The organism is Micromonospora cathayae (genome assembly GCF_028993575.1).
Classification (GTDB): Bacteria; Actinomycetota; Actinomycetes; order Mycobacteriales; family Micromonosporaceae; genus Micromonospora; species Micromonospora cathayae.
In genome coordinates this window covers 5,054,757-5,074,139 of the sequence record NZ_CP118615.1, presented here as the reverse complement: position 1 = coordinate 5,074,139, position 19,383 = coordinate 5,054,757, and the positions used below count along the sequence as shown (strand labels likewise).

Sequence of the window (19,383 nt, the reverse complement as noted above, 5' to 3'; positions counted from 1 at the left end):
GTGTCCTTTCCGCAACTGCGGCTGACTGGGGGAGCGGGGGCGCGCCGCCGACGGGCGGCGCGCCGCACGGTTCAGGACTGCTTGATCGCGGAGATCTCGAACTCCAGGACGACCTTGTCGCTCACCAGCACGCCACCGGTCTCGAGGGCGGCGTTCCAGGTGACCCCGTAGTCCTTGCGGTTGATGGTGACCGCGCCCTCGAAGCCGACCCGCAGGTTGCCGAACGGGTCGGCGGCCGAGCCCTCGTACGTGAACGGGATGGTCACCGGGTGGGTGACGCCCCGGACGGTCAGGTCGCCGACCAGGTCGAAGGTGTCGTCGCCGGTCTGCCGGAACGCGGTGGAGACGAAGGTGATCTCCGGGTACTCGTCCATGGCGAGGAAGTCGTTGCTGCGCAGGTGCTCGTCGCGCTGGGCGTTGCGGGTGTCGATGCTGGCCGCCTTGATGGTGACGGTCACCGCGGTGGCGGCGGGGTTGGTCCCGTCGAAGTTCACCGTGCCCTCGAACTCGTTGAACGCGCCGCGCACCTTGGTGACCATCGCGTGCCGGGCGACGAACCCGATGCGCGTGTGGCTGGGGTCGAGCACGTAGGTGCCGGTGAGCTGGGCGAGGTCGGCGGTGGGGGTCTGGGTGCTCATGGTGTCCTCCTGGAGGTCACTGGCTCGATGATGTGTCATTGACGACTGCCACAACCTATATGACCCGTCATCCATTCCACACATGATGTGTCATCCATCACTGGTACGGTGGACTCATGACACGATGGCTCGACGACGACGAACAGCGGGCCTGGCGGTCCTACGTGCAGATGCAGGCCCGACTCAACGCCCACCTCGGCCGGCAGCTGCAACGCGACTCGGGCCTCTCCCTCGCCGACTACGGGGTCCTGGTCCAGCTCACCGAGGTGCCGGAGGGCCGGCTGCGTCCGTTCGCCCTTCAGGAAAGGCTGGAGTGGGAACAGAGCCGCCTCTCCCACCACCTCAGCCGGATGTCCCGCCGGGGCCTGGTCGAACGCCAGGAGTGCCCCAGCGACGCCCGGGGCGCGTTCGTCGCGATCACCGCCGCCGGTCGGGCCGCCCTCGAGGCCGCCGCACCCGGGCACGTCGCGACCGTGCGGGACCTCTTCCTCGACCAGCTCGACCGGGACGAGCTGCGCACCCTGGAACGGTTCGCCGACCGGGTGCTGCGCCGGCTGGCCGCCGACCCGGCGGAGTGACCCGGCTCAGGGACGTGGCGGCCGCCCGCCGGTGATCCGGTGCGTCAGCGCGGTGTGCCGCCGGCCCGTGCCGGCCGTCCGTACCGCGATGGCGATGGCCTTGCGGGAACCGGCCAGCACGACCAGCTTCCGGGCCCGGGTGACGGCGGTGTAGAGCAGGTTGCGCTGCAACATCAGGTACGACCCCAGGGTCACCGGCACCACCACCGCCGGATACTCGCTGCCCTGCGACCGGTGCACCGTGATCGCGTACGCGTGCTGCAACTCGTCCAGCTCGTGGAAGTCGTACCCGATGTCCTCGTCCTCGTCGGTGCGGACGGTCAGCGTCTGCTCGTCCAGGTCGATCGCGGTGACCATGCCGACCGTGCCGTTGAAGACCCCGGCACTGCCCTTCTCGTAGTTGTTGCGGATCTGGATCACCTTGTCGCCGACCCGGAACACCCGCGACCCGTGCCGGCGTTCCGGCGCGCCCTCCCGGTGCGGGGCGAGCGCCTGTTGCAGCAGCGCGTTCAGGTTGCCCGCGCCGGCCGGGCCCCGGTGCATCGGGGTGAGCACCTGGATGTCGCGCGGGTGCAGGCCGAACCGGCGGGGGATCCGCTTCGCCACGATGTCCACCACCTGCTCCGCGGTGACCTCCGGCTCGTCGCTGGGGAACAGGAAGAAGTCCGGGTACCCGTCCAGCGCGGGCGGCTGACCGGCGTTGATCCGGTGCGCGTTGACCACCACACCCGACTCCTGCGCCTGCCGGAAGATCCGGGTCAACCGGACCCTCGGCACCGTCTCCGCCGCCAGCACGTCCCGTAGCACCTCGCCCGCGCCCACCGAGGGCAACTGGTCCACGTCCCCGACCAGCAGCAGGTGCGCCCCGGGCGGCACCGCCTTGACCAGCTTGTTCGCCAGGATCAGGTCCAGCATGGACGCCTCGTCCACCACCACCAGGTCGGCGTCGACCGGATTGTCCCGGTCGAAGGTGGCGTCCCCGCCGGGACGCAACTGGAGCAACCGGTGCACGGTGGTGGCCGGCTGTCCGGTCAGCTCGGTGAGCCGCTTGGCGGCCCGCCCGGTCGGCGCGGCCAGCAGGATCTTCGCCTGCTTCGCCGCCGCCAGCTCGATGACCGACCGGACGGTGAACGACTTGCCGCAGCCGGGGCCACCGGTCAGCACCGCCACCTTCGCGGTGAGCGCCAGGCGTACCGCCTGCTCCTGCTCCTCGGCCAGCTCGGCCCCGGTACGCCGGCGCAGCCAGGCCAGCGCCCGCACCCAGTCCACCGACGCGAAGGCCGGCATCCGGTCGGCCGGCTCCCGCAGCAGCCGCACCAGGCTGGCGGCCAGCGCCGACTCGGCGCGGTGGAAGGGCACCAGGTACACCGCCGGGATGCTGCCGTCCCCGCTGCTCGGGTTCGGTACCGGCTCCCGCACCACCCCCTCCTCGGCGGCCAGCGTGGTCAGGCACTCGGCGACCAGCGTCGCCGGCACGCCCAGGATGCCGGCGGCGTCGGCGATCAGGTTCGGCTCGGGCAGGTAACAGTGACCGTTGTCGGCGGCCTCGGAGAGCGTGTACCGGATGCCGGCCTGCACCCGCTGCGGGCTGTCGTGCGGGATGCCCACCGCCTGGGCGATGCTGTCGGCGGTCTTGAAGCCGATGCCCCAGATGTCGGCGGCCAGCCGGTACGGCTCGTGCCGCACCACCGAGATCGCGCTGTCGGCGTACTGCTTGTAGATGCGCACGGCGTGCGAGGTGGAGACGCCCACCCCCTGGAGGAAGACCATCACCTCCTTGATGGCCTTCTGCTCCTGCCAGGCCGCGCCGATCGCCGCGGTGCGCTTGCGGCCCAGGCCGTGCACCTCGATCAGCCGACCCGGCTCGTTCTCGATGACCTCGAGGGTGTCCGCGCCGAACGCGGCCACGATCCGGGCGGCCATCTTCGGCCCGATCCCCTTGATCAGGCCGGAGCCGAGGTAGCGTTCGATGCCCTGCACGGTGGCGGGCAGCACGCTGGTACAGCTGTGCACCTCGAACTGCCGGCCGTACTTCGGGTGCGACCCCCAGCGGCCGACCAGTCGCAGCCGTTCCCCCGGCTGCACGCCGGGCAGCGCCCCGACCACGGTGAGCAGGTCGGTGCCGGAGCGGTCGGTCGCCACCCGGGCGATGGTGTAGCCGGTCTCCTCGTTGACGTAGGTGACCCGTTCCAGCACCGCCTCCAGGGTCGCGCCGCGCACGGGCGCGGTCGGCGGGGCGGGCGGGACGGCGGTCATCGCAGACGATGATGGCAGAACCGTCCGACACGCCCACGCCCGCCGCCCGGGATCCGGGCCGTCAGCCCCCGGGACAGCGGGTGTCGCCGCCACTGTGTTCCTGGCAGCCGCCCGGTCCGGCCGGGACCGGCGGGGGCGGCGGCCTCAGGTCCCGGGCGGCGTCCGCCCCGATCGGCAGCCCGCCCGCGCCGAGGACGAGAGCCAGGGACAGGTAGACCGTCGCGGTGCGGACGAGCCGCCCGGCGAACGCCACGACGGCGACCACGACCGGACCGCCGGCCACCGTCAGGTAGAGCGACAGCAGCACCGCGCTGCCACGCCGACCGATCTCCCGGGCCCGGGCCGCGTCGTCGCCGTGCCGGTCGGCCCAGCCTTCGAGGCCGATGGCGACGAGCCACCCGAGCAGCAGCAGCGCGGCCACCAACCAGAGGACGGTCAGCAGGGCGACGACGATGGCCCAGTGGCGGGTCGGGGGCGACTGGCTCATGCGGTCCAGTGCACCCGGCCCGCCGCCGGCGGTCCTGAGTACGGGTACCCGGTGTGCTGTCGGGTGTCCGACGGCGGCGTCAGGCGGTGGTGTGCGGGTTGCCGGCGGTCAGCCGGATGGTGAAGCCGTCGGCGTCCCGGTGCATCGTCACGTGGTTGCAGGACTGGTGGACGATCCAGAGGCCGAGCCCGCCGGCCGCGCCGGTGCCGGCGGGGAGCAGGCCGGCGAACGGGTCCTTCGGCCCGTCGCCACCGTCGCTGATCGCGGCGACGATCCGGTCCGGGCCGCTCCACAGCCGGAACCGGACGGGTGGACGTCCGTGCCGCACCGCGTTGGTCACCGCCTCGCTCACCGCCACCACCAGGTCCTCGACGTCGTCGGCCGGCAGGTGGCCCCGGTCGGCGAGGCCGATGGCGGCGCGGGCCGTCGCGGCGGTCGGCCCGGTCAGGTCCGTCACCGGTGGGGTGTGCTGGATCGGGTCCGGCAGCACCGGCCGGGGCTCGGTCAGGTAGACCAACGGATCGACGTACGCCTCGCTCACCACGTGCCGGCCGTCCGGCAGCGCCAGCCGGGGGTGGGTCCGCAGCACGTCGGCGAGCACCGGGGCCGGGGTGATCCGGCGGTCGTACGCGCACATGGTCCAGACCGGAAAGTCGTCGTACGCGTGGTTGACGGCCGACTCGTACCGGGCCCACCAGTCCCAGGTCGGGCCCAGGCTGGCCGGGGGCAGCTCGCCCAGGACACGGACCTGCCGGGCACCGGCGGCGACGTGCCGGGCGAGGAGTTGCCGGTACGCCCGGATCGCGGCGGCCGGCCGGGCGTAGACGGCCCCGCCGGAGAGGAACTCCACCGCCGCGCCGGCCGGCAGCGCCGACCGGATCAGCGCGGCGTGCCGGTCCCCGAACGAGACGATGGTCGGCTCACCCGCCGCCGCCCCGCCGAGCAGGAAGGGCAGCACCACGGCGAGCAGTTCGTCGTCGGAGTCGTAGCAGACCGCCTCGTGGATGTGGCCGCGGTGGCCGGCGCCGGGGCCGGGCCTCACCGGACCACCTCCACCTGTACGCCGGGCAGGTTGAGCAGTTCGGCCAGCCGTGCGGCGGCCGACCGGGAGGTGCGCAGCAGGACGGCGTCCATTCCCCGGGAGCGGGCGTGCTCGCGCAGGTGGATGAGGCAGCGGTGGTCGACGAAGCTCAGGTCGGTCGCCTGCACCACGAGCCGGCCGTCGACCGCGGGTGGCGCGGCCCGGCGCAGCGCGGTCCGGAACAGGTCGTGGTTGGAGGCGTCCAGCTCGCCGGCGAGCACCGGGCGGGCGTCTCCCGCCGCACCGGCGTGCAGCCGGAAGAGGATGTCGTCGACGTTGGTCTCCGGGTGCAGGCAGGCCAGTTCCGCGACGGCCCGGTCGCCCAGGACCCGGCGGTCGTAGGCGCACATCGCCGACATCGGCGCGGCGCTGAGGTACCGGTCGACCAGGTGTTCGTACCGGGCGAACGCGTCGAGCTGCGCCGGGGTGCGGACCAGCGGCGTGGCGTCGGCGACTACCCGCAGGCCGGTGTGCCCGGCGGCCAGGGCGGCCTCGGTGGCCGCCGCGTAGGCGCGTACCTGGGTGACCGGGTCGATGACCTCGTCGGCGCCGTACGCCGACTCGATGGCCACCAGCCGGACGGCGTCGCGGCCCAGCGCGTCCCGGAACACGGCGTCGGCGCGGAGTCGCTCGCCGAACGGGTCCGATCCGGGCGCGACGTACCAGACCTGCTCGCCGGCGGCGAGCCCGGCGGCGAGGAAACGGTGGGCCTCGGCGTGCAGGGCGGCGTGGTCGTCGTAGCGCCAGCAGACGTGCCGGTGCGCTGCCGACGGCGCGGTCCGACCGGTCACCCCGTGCACCCCATGCCGCCAGTGTAGGCCGGGCCGGCGGGGCCGGTGCCGCACCGGAGGCGGGTGTCGGACCGACCGTACCGCCGATTGACCGAGAGATTGATGCATGTAAGTGTTTGGTCACCAACGCACCCGGGAGGGCCCATGAGAGGCAGAACGCTGGGCGCGGCCGTCGCGCTCGTCGTCGGCGCCGCGATCACGACGATCCCCGCCGCGCCGCCGACCGTCGCGTCCCCGCCGGCACGGACCGCCGCTCCGGCCCCACCCGCCGTCCTCGCCGCCCCGGACATCGCCGTGGCGAACGTGCAGGCCCACCTGACCCAGTTCCAGACCATCGCCACCAGCAACGGCGGCCACCGCCGCGCCGGGTCCGCCGGCCACACCGCCTCCGTCGCGTACGTGAAGGGCAAGCTCCAGGCGGCCGGCTACACGGTCACCGAACAGACCTGCACCAGCTGCGTGTACCGGTCGAACAACCTGATCGCCGAGTGGCCGGCCGGCCCCACCGACCAGGTGGTCATGTTCGGCGCCCACCTCGACGGCGTCTCCGCCGGGCCCGGCATCAACGACAACGGCTCCGGCTCGGCGGTCCTGTTGGAGAACGCGCTGGTCCTCGCCGCGCAGCGGCCGGCGACCATGACCAAGCGGGTGCGGTTCGCCTGGTGGACCGACGAGGAGCAGGGCCTCAACGGCTCGGAGTTCTACGTCAACTCGCTCAGCGCCACCCAGCGCGGCTACCTCAAGGGGTACTACAACTTCGACATGGTCGGCTCCACCAACGGCGGATACTTCATCAACCGGATCACCTCCACCACCGCCGCGCCGCTCAAGGCGTACTGGGACTCGCTCGGCATCCAACCGGAGGAGAACGTCGAGGGCCAGGGCCGCTCCGACGACTACCCGTTCCAGCAGGCCGGCATCCCCACCTCCGGGTACGCCGCCGGGGCCAGCGCCCGCAAGAGCAGCACCCAGGCCGCCAAGTGGGGCGGCACCGCCGGTTCCTCGTACGACCCCTGCTACCACCGGGCCTGCGACACCACCAGCAACGTCAGCGCGACCCACCTCGACCGGTCCGCCGACGGCGTCGCGTACGCCATCTGGCAGCTCGCGGTGGGCAGCGGCACCCCCGGCACCTGCGCCGGCGGACAGCTCGTCGGCAACAGCTCCTTCGAGACCGGCACCACCCCGTGGACCGGCACCACCGGGGTGATCACCAGCTCGACGTCCCGGCCGGCCCGCACCGGGTCGTACAAGGCGTGGCTGGGCGGCAACGGCGGCACCAGCACGGAGACGCTGTCCCAGACGCTGACCCTGCCGGCCGGCTGCGCCAGCTACCCGCTCACCTTCCACCTGCGGATCGACACCGCCGAGACCACCAGCACCCGGGTGTACGACCGGCTCACCGTGCAGATCGGGGGCGCGACGCTGGCGACGTACTCGAACCTGAACGCCGGCAGCAGCTACGTCGCGCGCACCTTCGACGTGGCCGGGTACGCCGGGCAGACCGTCACCCTGACCTTCACCGCCACCGAGGACGCGTCCCTGCAGACCAGCTTCGTCGTCGACGACGTGACGTTGCAGGCGAGCTGACCCTGTGCCGGGGTGGGCGGCCCGCCCACCCCGGCCAGCTGCGCGCGCTCCCGGCACACCCCGCGCGCTTCCGGCGCGCGCCCTCCCGCTGACGGGGGCGCGGTTCAGTGCTGCGCGGTGGCTGACGGCGGTGCGCTGCCGCCCTGCGGCACCTCCGCCGTCATCAGCCGGACGATCTCCGCCCGGTCGGCCGCCGACGGGAGCCCCCACTCCGGCCGGTACCCGTAAACCTCGGGCAGCGGAGTGGCGGAGGTCCGGCCGTCGAGCAGCTCCACCGCCCCGGACTCGATCAACCCCGGATGCTCCACCCCGCAGGCTTCGGCCACCTTCATCAGGTCCCGGCGCAGCGTACCCAGGTAGTTCGCGGCCCGTACCGCCTTGCGGGCCGGGTCCAGCCCCCGGGCCAGCCAGGCGTTCTGGGTGGCGACGCCGGTGGGACAGGTGTCGGTGTGGCACTTCTGCGCCTGGATGCAGCCGATCGCCAGCATGGCCTCCCGGCCGACGTTCACCATGTCGCAGCCGAGCGCGAAGGCCACGATCGCGTTGTCCGGCAGCCCCAGCTTGCCCGCCCCGACGAAGACGACCCGCTCGTGCAGGCCGCGCTCGGCGAACGTCCGGTAGACCCGGGCGAAGCCCTGCTGGAAGGGGAGCGAGACCGAGTCGGTGAAGATCAGCGGCGCGGCCCCGGTGCCCGCCTCACCCCCGTCGACCGTGACGAAGTCGACCCCACGGCCGGTGTCCCGCATCAGGTCGGCCAGCTCCTCCCAGAAGTCCAGGTCGCCGACCGCGGACTTGATCCCGACCGGCAGTCCCGTCTCGGCGGCGAGCAGCTCGACCCAGTCCAGCAGGCTGTCGCAGTCGGAGAACTCGGCGTGCCGGGACGGGCTGACGCAGTCCCGCCCCTCCGGGATGCCCCGGGTCGCGGCGATCTCCGCCGACACCTTGGCCGCCGGCAACAGCCCGCCGAGGCTGGGCTTGGCCCCCTGACTCAGTTTGATCTCCAGCGCCCGTACCGGCGCGCCCGCCACCTGGTCCTTGAGCCGGTCCAGGCTGAACCGGCCGTGCTCGTCCCGGCAACCGAAGTACGCGGTGCCGAGCTGGAAGACCAGCTCACCGCCCCGGCGGTGGTACGGCGACAGGCCACCCTCGCCGGTGTTGTGCAGACAACCGGCCAGGGCCGCGCCCTCGTTGAGCGCTGCGACGGCGTTGCCGGACAGCGAGCCGAAACTCATCCCGGAGATGTTCACCACCGAGTCGGGGCGGAACGCCTTCGCCCGCCCCCGGGCCGCCCCGAGCACCTTGGCGCAGGGCAGCCACACGTCGTGTCCGGCAGTCGGGGTCGACGGCGGGACGGCCCGACCGAAGGTCCGGTGTTTGATGATCGGATAACCCGGGGTGTACTCGATGTCGTTGTCGGTGCCGAACCCGAAGTAGTTGTTCTGCTTCTTCGCCGAGGCGTACACCCAGCGCCGCTGGTCGCGGGTGAAGGGCCGCTCCTCGTTGTTGCCCGCCACGATGTACTGCCGCAGCTCCGGCCCGATCGATTCCAGCAGGTAGCGGGCGTGCCCGAGGAGCGGGAAGTTGCGCAGCAGCGCGTGGTCGCGCTGCAACAGGTCGCGTGCGGCCAGCGCCGCCACGGCGGCGGTGACCGCGGGTACGGCTCGACGTGCCCAGTTCATGCCGGTCAGTCTTTCCGCGATCGCCCCCGCCCAAACGGGACCGGTTCCGCCGGTGCCGGACCCAGTCACGGCGTTAGATGTCGTACCCCGGTTGCACCATGTCGGTATGGCTGTTCCCGCCCTGGCTCACCCCCACGACCAGCCGCGTACCCTGCCCCTGCGCGAGGCCCGTACCCGGCTGACCCAGCTCGTCGCGATGGCCGAGCTGACCGACACCGTCACCGTGCTCACCCGCGACGGAGATCCCCGACCGGTCGCCGCGATCGTGCCGGCCGCCGCCGCCCGGTCCGCCGCGCAGGCCCGCGCCGACGCGGAACGGCTCGCGGCGGTCAGCGCCGGTTGGGCCCGCCGCCTCGACGACCTGCACCGGCGCGGTGCCGAGCGGCACGCCGCCGAACTGCGGACGGTCACCGACGCTCTGGCCGAGGTCTGGGCCGAACTCGACCGCCGGGGCGTCCTGAGCGGCGACCCGACGCTGGCCCGGCTGCGCGCCGCGCACGCCGACCTGCTGCGCCGCTGACCTGCCACGCCAACCTGCCGCGCCGCGCTGACCTGCTGCGCCGCGCTGACCTGCTGCGCCGCGCCGCGCTGACCTGCTGCGCCGCGCCGCGCTGACCTGCTGCGCCGCGCCGCACTGACCTGCTGCGCGGCCGCCCGGCCGCCATCCGCCCGCCGGTCACTCGTCCGGCGGCTGTTCGTCCGCCGGTCGCGCGTCCGGCGGCTGTGCGCCCGGCCGGCACACGTCCACTCGGCCGTCACGGGTCCGGCGGTCGTCGCCAGCTCGTCGGCTGGCCCCCTCGCGCCGGGTCGTGCCCCGAGGTCAATCCACGCCGGATGGTCCTGACAGGACATTGGCGGCGAATCGTGATACCACGGCGAGTCCGAAGCATTCATAACGGACTTATTCGCCGGCCTTTCGATTGACGTTCTTGCGCACCGATGTGCGGCTCGGTATGTTGTCTGCTCGTTGGATGCCCGACTCTCGGGCCGTGATTTCTCTGCTTCGGTGGACGTTCAGCTCAGTGCGGTCCGGTCCAGGCCGAACCTGTCGCAGAAGGGATTCGGTGCTGAGCAGCCGGGCGGTTCCTGTCCGCCAGCGGCAGCGATGCTTCCTTACCGATGTGTGGCTGGTGCGTGTCCGGACCGCCGGAGTGGATTGCGGTGGTCCTTGCCCCGGCGGGCTGAATCGGCCCGTGGTCGATTACGAGGTGACGTTCGTGCGCGATGTGGAATGCTGGTTGTCCGGTCCAGCCGATCCGGCCGAATTCCCATACCCGGCGGTGGTCGCCGAATATCTCCGGGTCGGTAAACATTTCGTTACCAAGGACGTGTTGGCCGCGCTCGACCATGCCCGCGCGAAACTGCCGGTGGGGTCCGGTCCGGGGTTGCTCCGGTTACGGCGGTTCCTGGACATCGCCCTGGACAAATGGGACGGCTGCTACGACTACCACACCTACCTCGCCCTCCCGATCCTGGCTGCGCCGACCGGGGCGGCCCCCGACGAGGCCGCGCGGGACCGGGACCGACGCCTGTTGCACCTGCTGGTCGACCTGATCCAGTTCGAGTTGGCCGCGCACTCGGGAGCCACCGACCTGCTGCCGGTGCAGCGACCCGACCGGGCGCGACTCGCCAAGCGACTCCGGTTGGCGGTACGTGCCGCCCGTCCGGCGCTGGCCCGCTGCCACCCGGACCGCAGGGTCACCGTGACCGATCCGCTGGCGGCGGCGGACGACCTTCGCGCCGCGGTGGAGGTCACCGACGCGGAACGGCTCGACCTGCGGCTGTCCATGCTGCCGGTGTACGTCATCCACGACGAGTACCTCTTCATCCGGGTGCTCCAGATGTACGAGTCCACCTTCGCGTTGCTGGTCGTCCTGCTGCGGGCGGCCCGTACCGCGCTGGCCGGCGGATCCGCCGCCCTGGCCACCGGCCACCTGGTCCGGGCGACCGAGGCGCTGACCGAGGCGGGGCCGCTCTTCTCCCTGCTCGCCACCATGCAACCGGAGTCGTTCCGTACCTTCCGCGCCTACACCGAGGGGGCCAGCGCGATCCAGTCGCACAGCTACAAGCTGGTGGAGTCGCTCTGCCGCACCCCCGACCCGGACCGTCTCGGCAGTGCCGCCTACCGGTCCGTGCCGGAGGTCCGGCGGCAGGTGCTGGGTGGGCAGGCGACCCTGGACCAGGCGTACCGTCGGGCGGTGGACGGCGGCCTGCTCACCCCGGCGGCGCGGACGCTGGTCGCCGACCGGATGGGCGGGTTCGCCGCGGCGCTGACCACCTGGCGGCGTACCCACCACCGGCTGGCGGTCCGGATGCTCGGTGAGGCCCCGGGCACCGGCTACACCGAGGGGACGCCCTACCTGGGTGCGGTCCGCTCACTGCCGGTGTTCCGGACCGTCCCGCCGGCCCCGCCCGGCGAACCCTCCGCCGGCCCGGCCCACTGACCGGCCCGGCCCACTGACCGGCCCGGCCCACCGGCCCGGCCCACCGGCCCGGCCCACCGGCCCGGCCCACCGGCCCGGCCCACCGGCCCGGCCCACCGCCCCGGCCCACCGCCCCGGCCCACCGCCCCGGTCCACCGCCCCGGTCCACCGCCCCGGACCGGCGGTGACCGGACCGGGGCGGGCCGGGTCGGCACGGCGGACGGTCCCACCGGAGGGGTCAGCGGTCGGCGAAGCGCTCCGCGAAGGCCACCAGGTCCCTACGCTCGATGGCCGCCGCCATCAGATCCGGGAAGGCGTCCGGCGTACAGGCGAAGGCCGGCACCCCGAGGGCGGCCAGCGCGGCGGCGTTCTCCCGGTCGTACGCCGGAGCACCCTCGTCGGAGAGCGCCAGCAGGACGACCACCTGGACCCCGGCAGCGGTCAGCTCCGCCACCCGGCGCAGCATCTGCTCCCGTACCCCACCCTCGTACAGGTCACTGATCAGCACGAAGATGCTGTCCCGGGGCCGGGTGATCAACTGCTGGCTGTAGGCGATCGCCCGGTTGATGTCGGTGCCGCCGCCGAGTTGGGTGCCGAACAGCACCTCCACCGGGTCGCTGAGCTGGTCGGTCAGGTCCACCACCGCGGTGTCGAAGACCACCAGCGAGGTACGCAGCGACCGCATCGAGGCCAGCACCGCGGCGAACACCCCGGAGTAGACCACCGACGCGGCCATCGAGCCGGACTGGTCGACGCAGAGCACCACGTCCCGCTGCACCGCCGTGGTGCGTCGCCCGTACCCGACCAGCCGTTCGGGTACCACCGTGCGGTACTCCGGCTGGTAGTGCTTGAGGTTGGCACGGATCGTCCGGTCCCAGTCGATGTCGGCGTGCCGGGGCCGGTTGATCCGGGTGGCCCGGTTCAACGCACCGGTCACCGCCGCCCGGGTCTGCTGGGCGATCCGCCGTTCCAGCTCCTCCACCACCCGGCGCACCACCTGGCGGGCGGCGTCCTTGGTCTGGTCCGGCATCACCCGGTTGAGCGACAGCAGGGTGCCCACCAGGTGCACGTCCGGCTCGACCGCGGCGAGCATCTCCGGCTCCAGCAGCAGCCGGGTGAGGTTGAGCCGCTCGATCGCGTCGGCCTGCATCACCTGCACGACCGTCGACGGGAAGTACTCGCGGATGTCGCCCAGCCAGCGCGCCACCCGGGGCGCCGAACCGCCGAGCCCGGCCGAGCGGCGGGACCCGCCACCCTCGTCGGCACCGTCGTAGAGGGCGGCCAGCGCCCCGTCCATCGCGGCGTCGCTCCCGGTGACGCCACCGCAGGCACCCTCGGCGGCTCCGCCGAGCACCAGCCGCCACCGGCGCAGCCGCTCCCGTTCGGCGGCCTCGTCGGCCCGTCGGGACGACCCGTCCAGGCCGGGACCGGTCGGAGTGGAGGTGGTCATCGAATCTCCCGTCCGAGCAGGATGCCGAGCGTGGGTAGGACCGCCGCCGCCCGGTCGTGGTCGAGATCGGCGGCGACCGTCGGGGCGGCCGTCCGGTCGGTACCGGCCACCCGGTCACCGATGGCCCGGCGTTCACCGGCGGCGAACCCGCCGAAGGTCCGCCGCAGCAGGGGCAGGACCTCGGTGAACGAGTCGGCGGGAATGCCCGCCAGCCACTCGTCCACCAGCGACAGCAGGGCGTCGTCGTGCACCAGCAGCAGACCGCCGCCACCGAGGAAACCCTCCACCCAGGCGGCACCGTCGGCCGGCGCGACCCCGGCGGTCAGGGGCAGCCCCATCCGTCGCCGCACCTCGGCGCGTTCCAGCCGACCGGCGTCGTACAGCAGCCGCACCAGCCGGCCGGCGAGCAGCCCGTGCAGGTCGTCCCGGTCGGCGAGCGAGACGAGCGTGTCCAGCCAGCGCTCGCGGCCGGCGTCGTCGTCGAGCAGGTTGACCGCGGCGTGCACCGCGTCCACGTGCCCGCGCAGGGTCCGGGCGGCGTCGTCGGACAGTCCGCCCACCGCGGCCGGCAGGCCGGCGCGGATCCGGGCCAGCAACCCGGCGGTCACCGTGGCCAGCCCACCCAGCTCACTGCGCCGCACGTCGCCGTAGCGGAGGGTGCGGGCCAGCGCCGGCACCGCCGCCATCAGGTGCGCCACGTCGGCGTCGAGGGCAGCCCGGGTGTCCAGGGCCCGCAGCACCGGGGGATAGGCGTCCCCGAGGTCGGCCAGCAGACAGACCTCGACCAGGGCGGTGACCTCGGCGAGGCTGCCGGACTCCCGGGCCGCGGCGGCCACCGCGGCGGTGGCGGCGGAGACCACCGTCGTGCCGTGGGCGCTCGCCTCGACCAGCCGCACCGCGAACTCCGGCTGCCAGCGCAGCCGCCACTGCTCGCGGAAGGTGCCGGAACCGCGTCGCCGGCCGTCCGGCTCACCCCACGGCACCCCCAGCACCCGCAGCCGGTGCAACAGCCGGCTGCGGCCCAGGTCGGTGTCCCGGCGCAGGTCCAGATCCACCTCGCGTTCCAGCGCCTCCGGCTTGAGCCGCAGGCTCTTCTGCTGCGCGGCCAGGTCGCGGGCCAGCGGCACCGCCGGCATGTCCTCCGGTACGCCGCCGAGCCGCTCGCCGACGACCAGCCGACGGTCGATCAGCGCCAGGCGCAGCGGGTCGCCCTCGCAGAGCACCGCCGCGCTGGCGTCGGTGAGTTCGGTCAGCCCGGCCAGCGGCCGTCCCCGCAGCGTGGCCAGCGTCTCGGCCAGCCGGGTGGCCTCGATGACGTGCGCGGACGACGCGGGCACCCCCTCGTCGCGCAGCACGCCGGCGGCGGCGACCAGCCACCGGGGCACCACCTCGTCGACCGAGGTGAACAGGTGGTGGTACCAGCCCGGGGAGCGGACCCCGGCGGCGTACCCCTGCCAGGAGGCCAGCCGTCCGTACGTCCAGGGCACCCAGGTGAAGGTGACCTTGGTCTTGCGGCGGCCCTTGAGCAGCGCGGCGTCGGCACTGGCCGGCACCTTCCGGGTCAGCGCCGGCACGTGCCAGGCGCCGCAGACCACCGCGATGTTGTCGTGGCTGCGGCGCACCTGCCGCAGCACCGTCCGCATGTGCGCCTCACGGAGCAGGTCGTCCGGGTCCTCGTCGGCTCCTTCGCGGATCGCGGCCATCGCCTCGGCGATGGCCGGGAACGCCGGCGCTCCCCGGTGCTCGACGACGTCCTCCCACCATCGTTCGGGGTCGTCGTAGCCGGCCGCCGCGGCCAGCTCCCCGATCGGGTCGACCGGGCGGTGCCGGGGGCCGGTTGCGTCGTCCGGCGGGGACGCGTCCCCGGGTCCCGGCCCGGCGCTCGGAGCGGACCCGTCCGGCCCGGGTCCGGCCGCCGGCCCGGATTCCGCCAGCGGCCCCGGACCGGACCCCGGCGTCGCGTCGGGCCCTGGGGTCGCGCCGGACCCTGGCCCGGGCGTCGTGTCGGACCCCGGCTCCGGGTTCGCCCCCGGCGTCGCGTCGGACGCGCCGACCCGGTACGCGTACGGCAGGTCGAAGAACCGCACCGGCACGTCGTGCCGGACCGCCCACCGGATCGCCTGCCACTCGGGGGAGAAGACGGCGAACGGCCAGAACCCGGCCCGGCGGGGATCGTCGGTGGCGTACCCGAGCAGGGCGACCGGCGGTTCGAGCCGGTCGTCGGCCGCCCAGCGGAGCAGCTCGTCGGCCTCCGGTGGCCCCTCGACCAGCAGGATGTCGGGGCGCTGCTCGGCCAGGGCCGCCACCACGGCCCGGGCGGAGCCGGGACCGTGGTGGCGGATGCCGTAGAGCTGCTCAGGCATCGCGGGCTGCCCGGTAGAAGGCCCGCCAGTCCTCGCGTTCGCGGACCACGGTTTCCAGGTACTCCCGCCACACCACGGCGTCGGAGACCGGATCCTTGATCACCGCACCGACGATGCCGGCGGCCACGTCCCCGGGGCGCAGCACCCCGTCACCGAAGTGCGCCGCCAGGGCCATGCCGTTGGTGACCACCGAGATCGCCTCGGCGGTGGAGAGCGTGCCGGTGGGCGACTTCAGTTTGGTCCGGCCGTCCTCGGTCAGCCCGGTGCGCAGCTCCCGGAACACGGTCACCACCCGACGGATCTCCTCCACCGCGGCCGGCACCTCGGGCAGGTCGAGCGAGCGGCCGAGCTGCGCCACCCGCCGGGTGACGATGTCGACCTCCTCCTCGGCGGAGGCGGGCACCGGCAGCACCACCGTGTTGAACCGGCGGCGCAGCGCGCTGGACAACTCGTTGACGCCCCGGTCCCGGTCGTTGGCGGTGGCGATGATGTTGAAACCGCGCTGCGCCTGCACCTCGGTGTTCAGCTCCGGCACCGGCAGGGTCTTCTCGGACAGCACGGTAATCAGCGCGTCCTGCACGTCCGACGGGACCCGGGTCAGCTCCTCCACCCGGGCGATCGTGCCGGTCTCCATCGCCCGCATCACCGGGCTGGCCACCAGCGCCGCCGGGGACGGGCCCTCGGCGAGCAGCCGGGCGTAGTTCCAGCCGTACCGGATGGCCTCCTCGGCGGTGCCCGCGGTGCCCTGCACCAGCAGCGTCGAGTCGCCGCTGATCGCGGCGGCGAGGTGCTCGGAGACCCAGGTCTTGGCGGTGCCCGGCACGCCGAGCAGCAGCAGCGCGCGGTCGGTGGCCAGGGTCGCCACGGCGATCTCCATCAGCCGGCGGGGCCCGACGTACTTCGGGGTGATCTTGGCACCGTCGCCGAGCAGGTAGGTCACCACCGCCTGCGGCGAGAGCCGCCAGCCGGGCGGACGGGGCCGGTCGTCGGTGGCGGCCAGCCCGGCCAGCTCGTCGGCGTACTGCTGCTCGGCGTGGGGTCGTAGCGCGGTCAACGGAACTCCTTGTGCATCTCGGAACGGAAAGCGAGGACGGCGGCCAGTTGCGCGACGGCGCGGACCGCGGTCGGGCCGGCGCCGTCGCGCTCCAGCTCCTCGGCGAGCCGGCCGACCCGGTCGGCCAGGGCGGGGGACGCGGGGACGGCGGTGAGCCGGCACAGCTCGGTCAGGTGCCAGTGGTTGTCCGTCCGCCGGGCCCGGCTCTCGATCGCGTCGACGACGGTGCCGGTCAGGTTCGCCGACCAGTCACCGGGATGGAGCCGCAGCAGCCGGTTGGCCCGGTTCGGGTCGCCTTGGAGGGCGTCGGCGATCAGCTCACCGAGCTGTCCGGCGGGCAGGACCTCGTAGAGCGGCCAGAGCAACGCGTCCGGCAACTGGTCGCGCTGCCGACCGGTCGGGCCGGCCACCCCGACCAGCGCGTCCGCCCAGGCGGGGTCGCGTTCCCCGGCGGCGGCCCGGGCCCAGCCCCGACGCAGGACCGGCCCCCAGTCGTCGCGCGCCGGAACCGCCACCACCTGCGCCGGCGACCGGCCGAGCAGGACGGTCCAGGTCGACAGCGGCGTGTGGGCCAGGACCTCCTCCACCAGCCAGGCCCCGACCCCGACACCCCGGGGCGGCTGGGGGTCCACGCCGTCGCGGCGCATCGCCGGGTCGCACTCCCGGGGCGGTACGACGGCGAGCCCGTCGCCGTCCGGCCGGACGCAGGCCAGGGCGCGTTCCGCCATCCGACGGCGCAACGCCGGGTCGGGCAGCCGTCGGAGCAGGTCCAGGGCGGTCTCCCGGACCTCCTTGCGTCGGTCGTCGAGGGCCCGTTCGAGGAAGGGTTCGTCGGCGGGGGAGAGGCCCACCTCGAGGGCGGCCACGAACCGGGCCCGGTCGGTGGCGTTCTCCTGGGCGAAACCGGCAGCCAGCAGCTCCCGGGCGGCCCGCGGGTCGCGGGCCCGCAGCCGGGCCAGGTGGGCCAGCCGCTCGGCGGCCGTGCCCGTGGTCCAGTCCTCGTCGGTGCCGTCGGCCGGCAGGGTGTCCCCGGTCGGGGCCTCGTCCCACAGGTAGCCCCAGTCCGACCGGAGGCCGGCCAGCCACCGTCCGCGCCGACCACCGAGCCGGTTCAGCAGGGGCCGCAGCGCGCGGCTGCGCCGGCCGGCGTCCAGCAGCGCCGGCAGGGTGTCCGGAGGGACCAGGCCGCCGTGCCGGTCGGCCAGGCGCAGCCACTCGGCGAGCAGATCCTGCTGGGTCTGCGCGCCGCCGGGGGCGGCCCCCTCGGCGAGCAGCAGGCGCAACCGGGCCGCCGGCGCGGCCGGCAACGGCGGCGTCGACTCGGCCGGCGCGGCCGGCACCGGACGGAGCCCGGCCGCCGGTGCCGTCCCGGCCCGCCGGTACGTCACCGCCACGGCGGCGGCCTCCAGCACCGTGCCCGCGCCGCCGTCCCCGCCGACGCCGATGGCCCGACCGGACACCGTGGTCGGACCGGACCACGGGCGGCGGGCCGTACCGACCAGGGCGGCGGAGAGCAGCTCGGTGGGCAGCTCGGGGCGGTGCCGACCCCGGGTGCCGACCGGAGCGCCCGGCGCGGCCGGCAGGTAGCACCCGTCCGCCCAGGCGGCCAGCGGACGCAGCCCGGCCGGCCCCAGCTCGCCGGCCACGTCGACCGGACGACCACCGCAGGCGGCCAGCAGCCACCACGGCTCGTCGTGGCGGGCGACCAGCGGCAACCCGTCGCCCGCCGGGTCGACCAGGTGCCCGTCGCCAGTGGGGACGACCCCACCCAGCAGCACCGGCACGGTCTCCCGCCAGGGTTCGGCGGCGAGCGCGGCAGCGTACCCGGCCAGGGCGGCGCGCACGTCGGTCGCGCCGGTCGGTGCGGCCAGCGGACCCGGGGTGCCGTGCCGTTCGGCGATCACCGCCCGGAGCGGCAACGCGCCCGGATAGAAGCAGAGATCCGCGTCGACCTCGGTGCCCGGCACCACGTCGGCGGGGAATGCCTGACCGGGCGCGGCGAAGGCGAGCAGCAGGGCGAACCGTCCGCTCCGGGCCCCGCGCAGCCAGATCCGTCGGGTGGTGACCTTGTCGTCGCTGCTCTCCACCTGACCGAGCACCTGCCAGCGGTCCCGTACCCGCGGGGTGGCCAGCACCTCCTCGTTGCCGGTCGGGTAGCCGACCCGGGCGCGCACGGTGGCGGCCAGGTCGGCGGGGAGCGCGTCGAGCCGGTCGTGGGCGGTCACCAGCAGCCGGATCAGGCCCAGCTCGCCGAGGATCCGGTCGGCCCAGTGCGGGCCGACCCCGACGCCGCGGCCGAGCCGGCGTACCGCGCCGGCCACGGTCGGGGCCTGGGCGTCGACCAGGCGGGCGGCCATCGCCTCGAAGGGCTGGTGCCCGGTCCGTTCGGTGCCGGCCAGGCCCTGGTCCACCTGGTCGTCGAGCCAGCGCCGCAGCTCGTCCAGGCCGGCGGTGACCCGGGTGGCGCGTTGCTCGGCCCGCTTGGCGGCAGCGGCCGGGTCGGCCGGCCCGGTGGTGGACCGGGGCGTCGTGGCCCGCGTGGCGCGGGCCACCCGCCCGGCCTGCCACTCGTTCACCCAGTCCGGCGCGGTCGCGTCGCCGGCCCCGGTCTCGGCCCAGAGCAGCAGCAGCCCAAGGGCGTGTTTACAGGGAAATTTCCGGCTCGGGCAGGAACAGCGGTACGCGGGACCGGCCAGGTCGACGCAGACCTGGTACGGGTTCTTGCCGCTGCCCTTGCACAGCCCCCACAGCACCTCGCCGGTCAGCCCGGACGCCGACCACTTGGCGGCGCCGCCGACACTGCGGGCGCCCTTGACGGCGGCGGGGTCGGGGGCGAGGGCGAGCACCTGCGCGGTGGACCAACGATCAACTGGCACGGGCGGAACTGTAGGAGACCGGTACGACACCGTGGCGGTCGGCGTCGTCCCCGCCGGCACCGGCGCGGCGGGTCCGATCGGGACGGAGCCGATCGTGAGGGATCCTCTAGTCTGCCT

14 protein-coding genes are annotated in these 19,383 nt (G+C 74.2%); 4 read left to right on the top strand and 10 right to left on the bottom strand.

Translation table 11 applies throughout. The annotated features are described in order from the left end of the window. Positions 1–71: 71 nt before the first annotated feature. The gene (locus PVK37_RS22770) at positions 72–638 is read right to left on the bottom strand and encodes a YceI family protein (protein ID WP_275029711.1); all 567 of its coding nucleotides are present in this window, start codon (positions 636–638) and stop codon (positions 72–74) included. Between the two features lie 116 nt (positions 639–754). On the opposite strand from PVK37_RS22770, the gene PVK37_RS22765 reads away from it, so the two are divergent. Then, on the top strand, positions 755–1,216 hold the full coding sequence (locus tag PVK37_RS22765; RefSeq protein WP_275029709.1) for a MarR family winged helix-turn-helix transcriptional regulator: 462 nt from the start codon (positions 755–757) through the stop codon (positions 1,214–1,216). 6 nt (positions 1,217–1,222) lie between these two features. Here the strand turns inward: PVK37_RS22765 and recD2 are convergent, their stop codons facing one another. From recD2 to PVK37_RS22745, 4 genes are all read right to left on the bottom strand, one after another. Beyond that, positions 1,223–3,472: an SF1B family DNA helicase RecD2 gene (recD2, locus tag PVK37_RS22760; protein WP_275029708.1), complete on the bottom strand. Its 2,250-nt coding sequence runs from the start codon at positions 3,470–3,472 to the stop codon at positions 1,223–1,225. Positions 3,473–3,533: 61 nt separating this feature from the next. Then, positions 3,534–3,959, bottom strand: coding sequence for a hypothetical protein (locus PVK37_RS22755; protein WP_275029707.1), 426 nt, complete (start codon positions 3,957–3,959; stop codon positions 3,534–3,536). A 79-nt stretch (positions 3,960–4,038) separates the two neighbouring features. Beyond that, positions 4,039–5,001 carry a sensor histidine kinase gene (locus PVK37_RS22750; protein ID WP_275029706.1) on the bottom strand — a complete coding sequence of 321 codons (963 nt, stop codon included), beginning with the start codon at positions 4,999–5,001 and terminating at the stop codon, positions 4,039–4,041. Continuing rightward, positions 4,998–5,831, bottom strand: a complete 834-nt coding sequence (locus tag PVK37_RS22745; protein WP_275029705.1) for an MEDS domain-containing protein — start codon at positions 5,829–5,831, stop codon at positions 4,998–5,000. The genes PVK37_RS22750 and PVK37_RS22745 overlap by 4 nt, the downstream gene beginning before the upstream one ends. A 144-nt stretch (positions 5,832–5,975) precedes the next feature. On the opposite strand from PVK37_RS22745, the gene PVK37_RS22740 reads away from it, so the two are divergent. Continuing rightward, positions 5,976–7,421, top strand: a complete 1,446-nt coding sequence (locus PVK37_RS22740) for a M28 family metallopeptidase (RefSeq protein WP_275029703.1) — start codon at positions 5,976–5,978, stop codon at positions 7,419–7,421. Positions 7,422–7,525: 104 nt separating this feature from the next. On the opposite strand, the gene PVK37_RS22735 is transcribed toward PVK37_RS22740, so the two are convergent. Beyond that, complete coding sequence (locus PVK37_RS22735; RefSeq protein WP_275029702.1) at positions 7,526–9,100, bottom strand: FMN-binding glutamate synthase family protein; 1,575 nt, start codon at positions 9,098–9,100, stop codon at positions 7,526–7,528. A 106-nt stretch (positions 9,101–9,206) separates the two neighbouring features. On the opposite strand from PVK37_RS22735, the gene PVK37_RS22730 reads away from it, so the two are divergent. Then, positions 9,207–9,620 carry a type II toxin-antitoxin system Phd/YefM family antitoxin gene (locus tag PVK37_RS22730; RefSeq protein ID WP_275029701.1) on the top strand — a complete coding sequence of 138 codons (414 nt, stop codon included), beginning with the start codon at positions 9,207–9,209 and terminating at the stop codon, positions 9,618–9,620. Positions 9,621–10,308: 688 nt separating this feature from the next. Beyond that, complete coding sequence (locus tag PVK37_RS22725) at positions 10,309–11,544, top strand: tryptophan 2,3-dioxygenase family protein (RefSeq protein ID WP_341483456.1); 1,236 nt, start codon at positions 10,309–10,311, stop codon at positions 11,542–11,544. A gap of 217 nt (positions 11,545–11,761) precedes the next feature. Here PVK37_RS22725 and PVK37_RS22720 read toward each other — a convergent pair whose 3' ends face one another. Genes PVK37_RS22720 through PVK37_RS22705 form a run of 4 tightly spaced genes read right to left on the bottom strand, consistent with a single transcriptional unit; the run spans position 11,762 to position 19,266 of the window. After that, a complete protein-coding gene (locus PVK37_RS22720; RefSeq protein WP_275029699.1) occupies positions 11,762–12,973 on the bottom strand; it encodes a VWA domain-containing protein in 1,212 nt (403 codons plus the stop codon). After that, the gene (locus PVK37_RS22715) at positions 12,970–15,336 is read right to left on the bottom strand and encodes a DUF5682 family protein (RefSeq protein ID WP_275029698.1); all 2,367 of its coding nucleotides are present in this window, start codon (positions 15,334–15,336) and stop codon (positions 12,970–12,972) included. The genes PVK37_RS22720 and PVK37_RS22715 overlap by 4 nt, the downstream gene beginning before the upstream one ends. After that, positions 15,329–16,390: an ATP-binding protein gene (locus PVK37_RS22710; RefSeq protein ID WP_275029697.1), complete on the bottom strand. Its 1,062-nt coding sequence runs from the start codon at positions 16,388–16,390 to the stop codon at positions 15,329–15,331. Before PVK37_RS22710 ends, PVK37_RS22715 begins: the two co-directional genes overlap by 8 nt. Then, positions 16,387–19,266 (bottom strand): SWIM zinc finger family protein, encoded by a 2,880-nt coding sequence (locus PVK37_RS22705; RefSeq protein ID WP_275029695.1) that lies wholly within the window; start codon positions 19,264–19,266, stop codon positions 16,387–16,389. Before PVK37_RS22705 ends, PVK37_RS22710 begins: the two co-directional genes overlap by 4 nt. Positions 19,267–19,383: the final 117 nt, after the last annotated feature.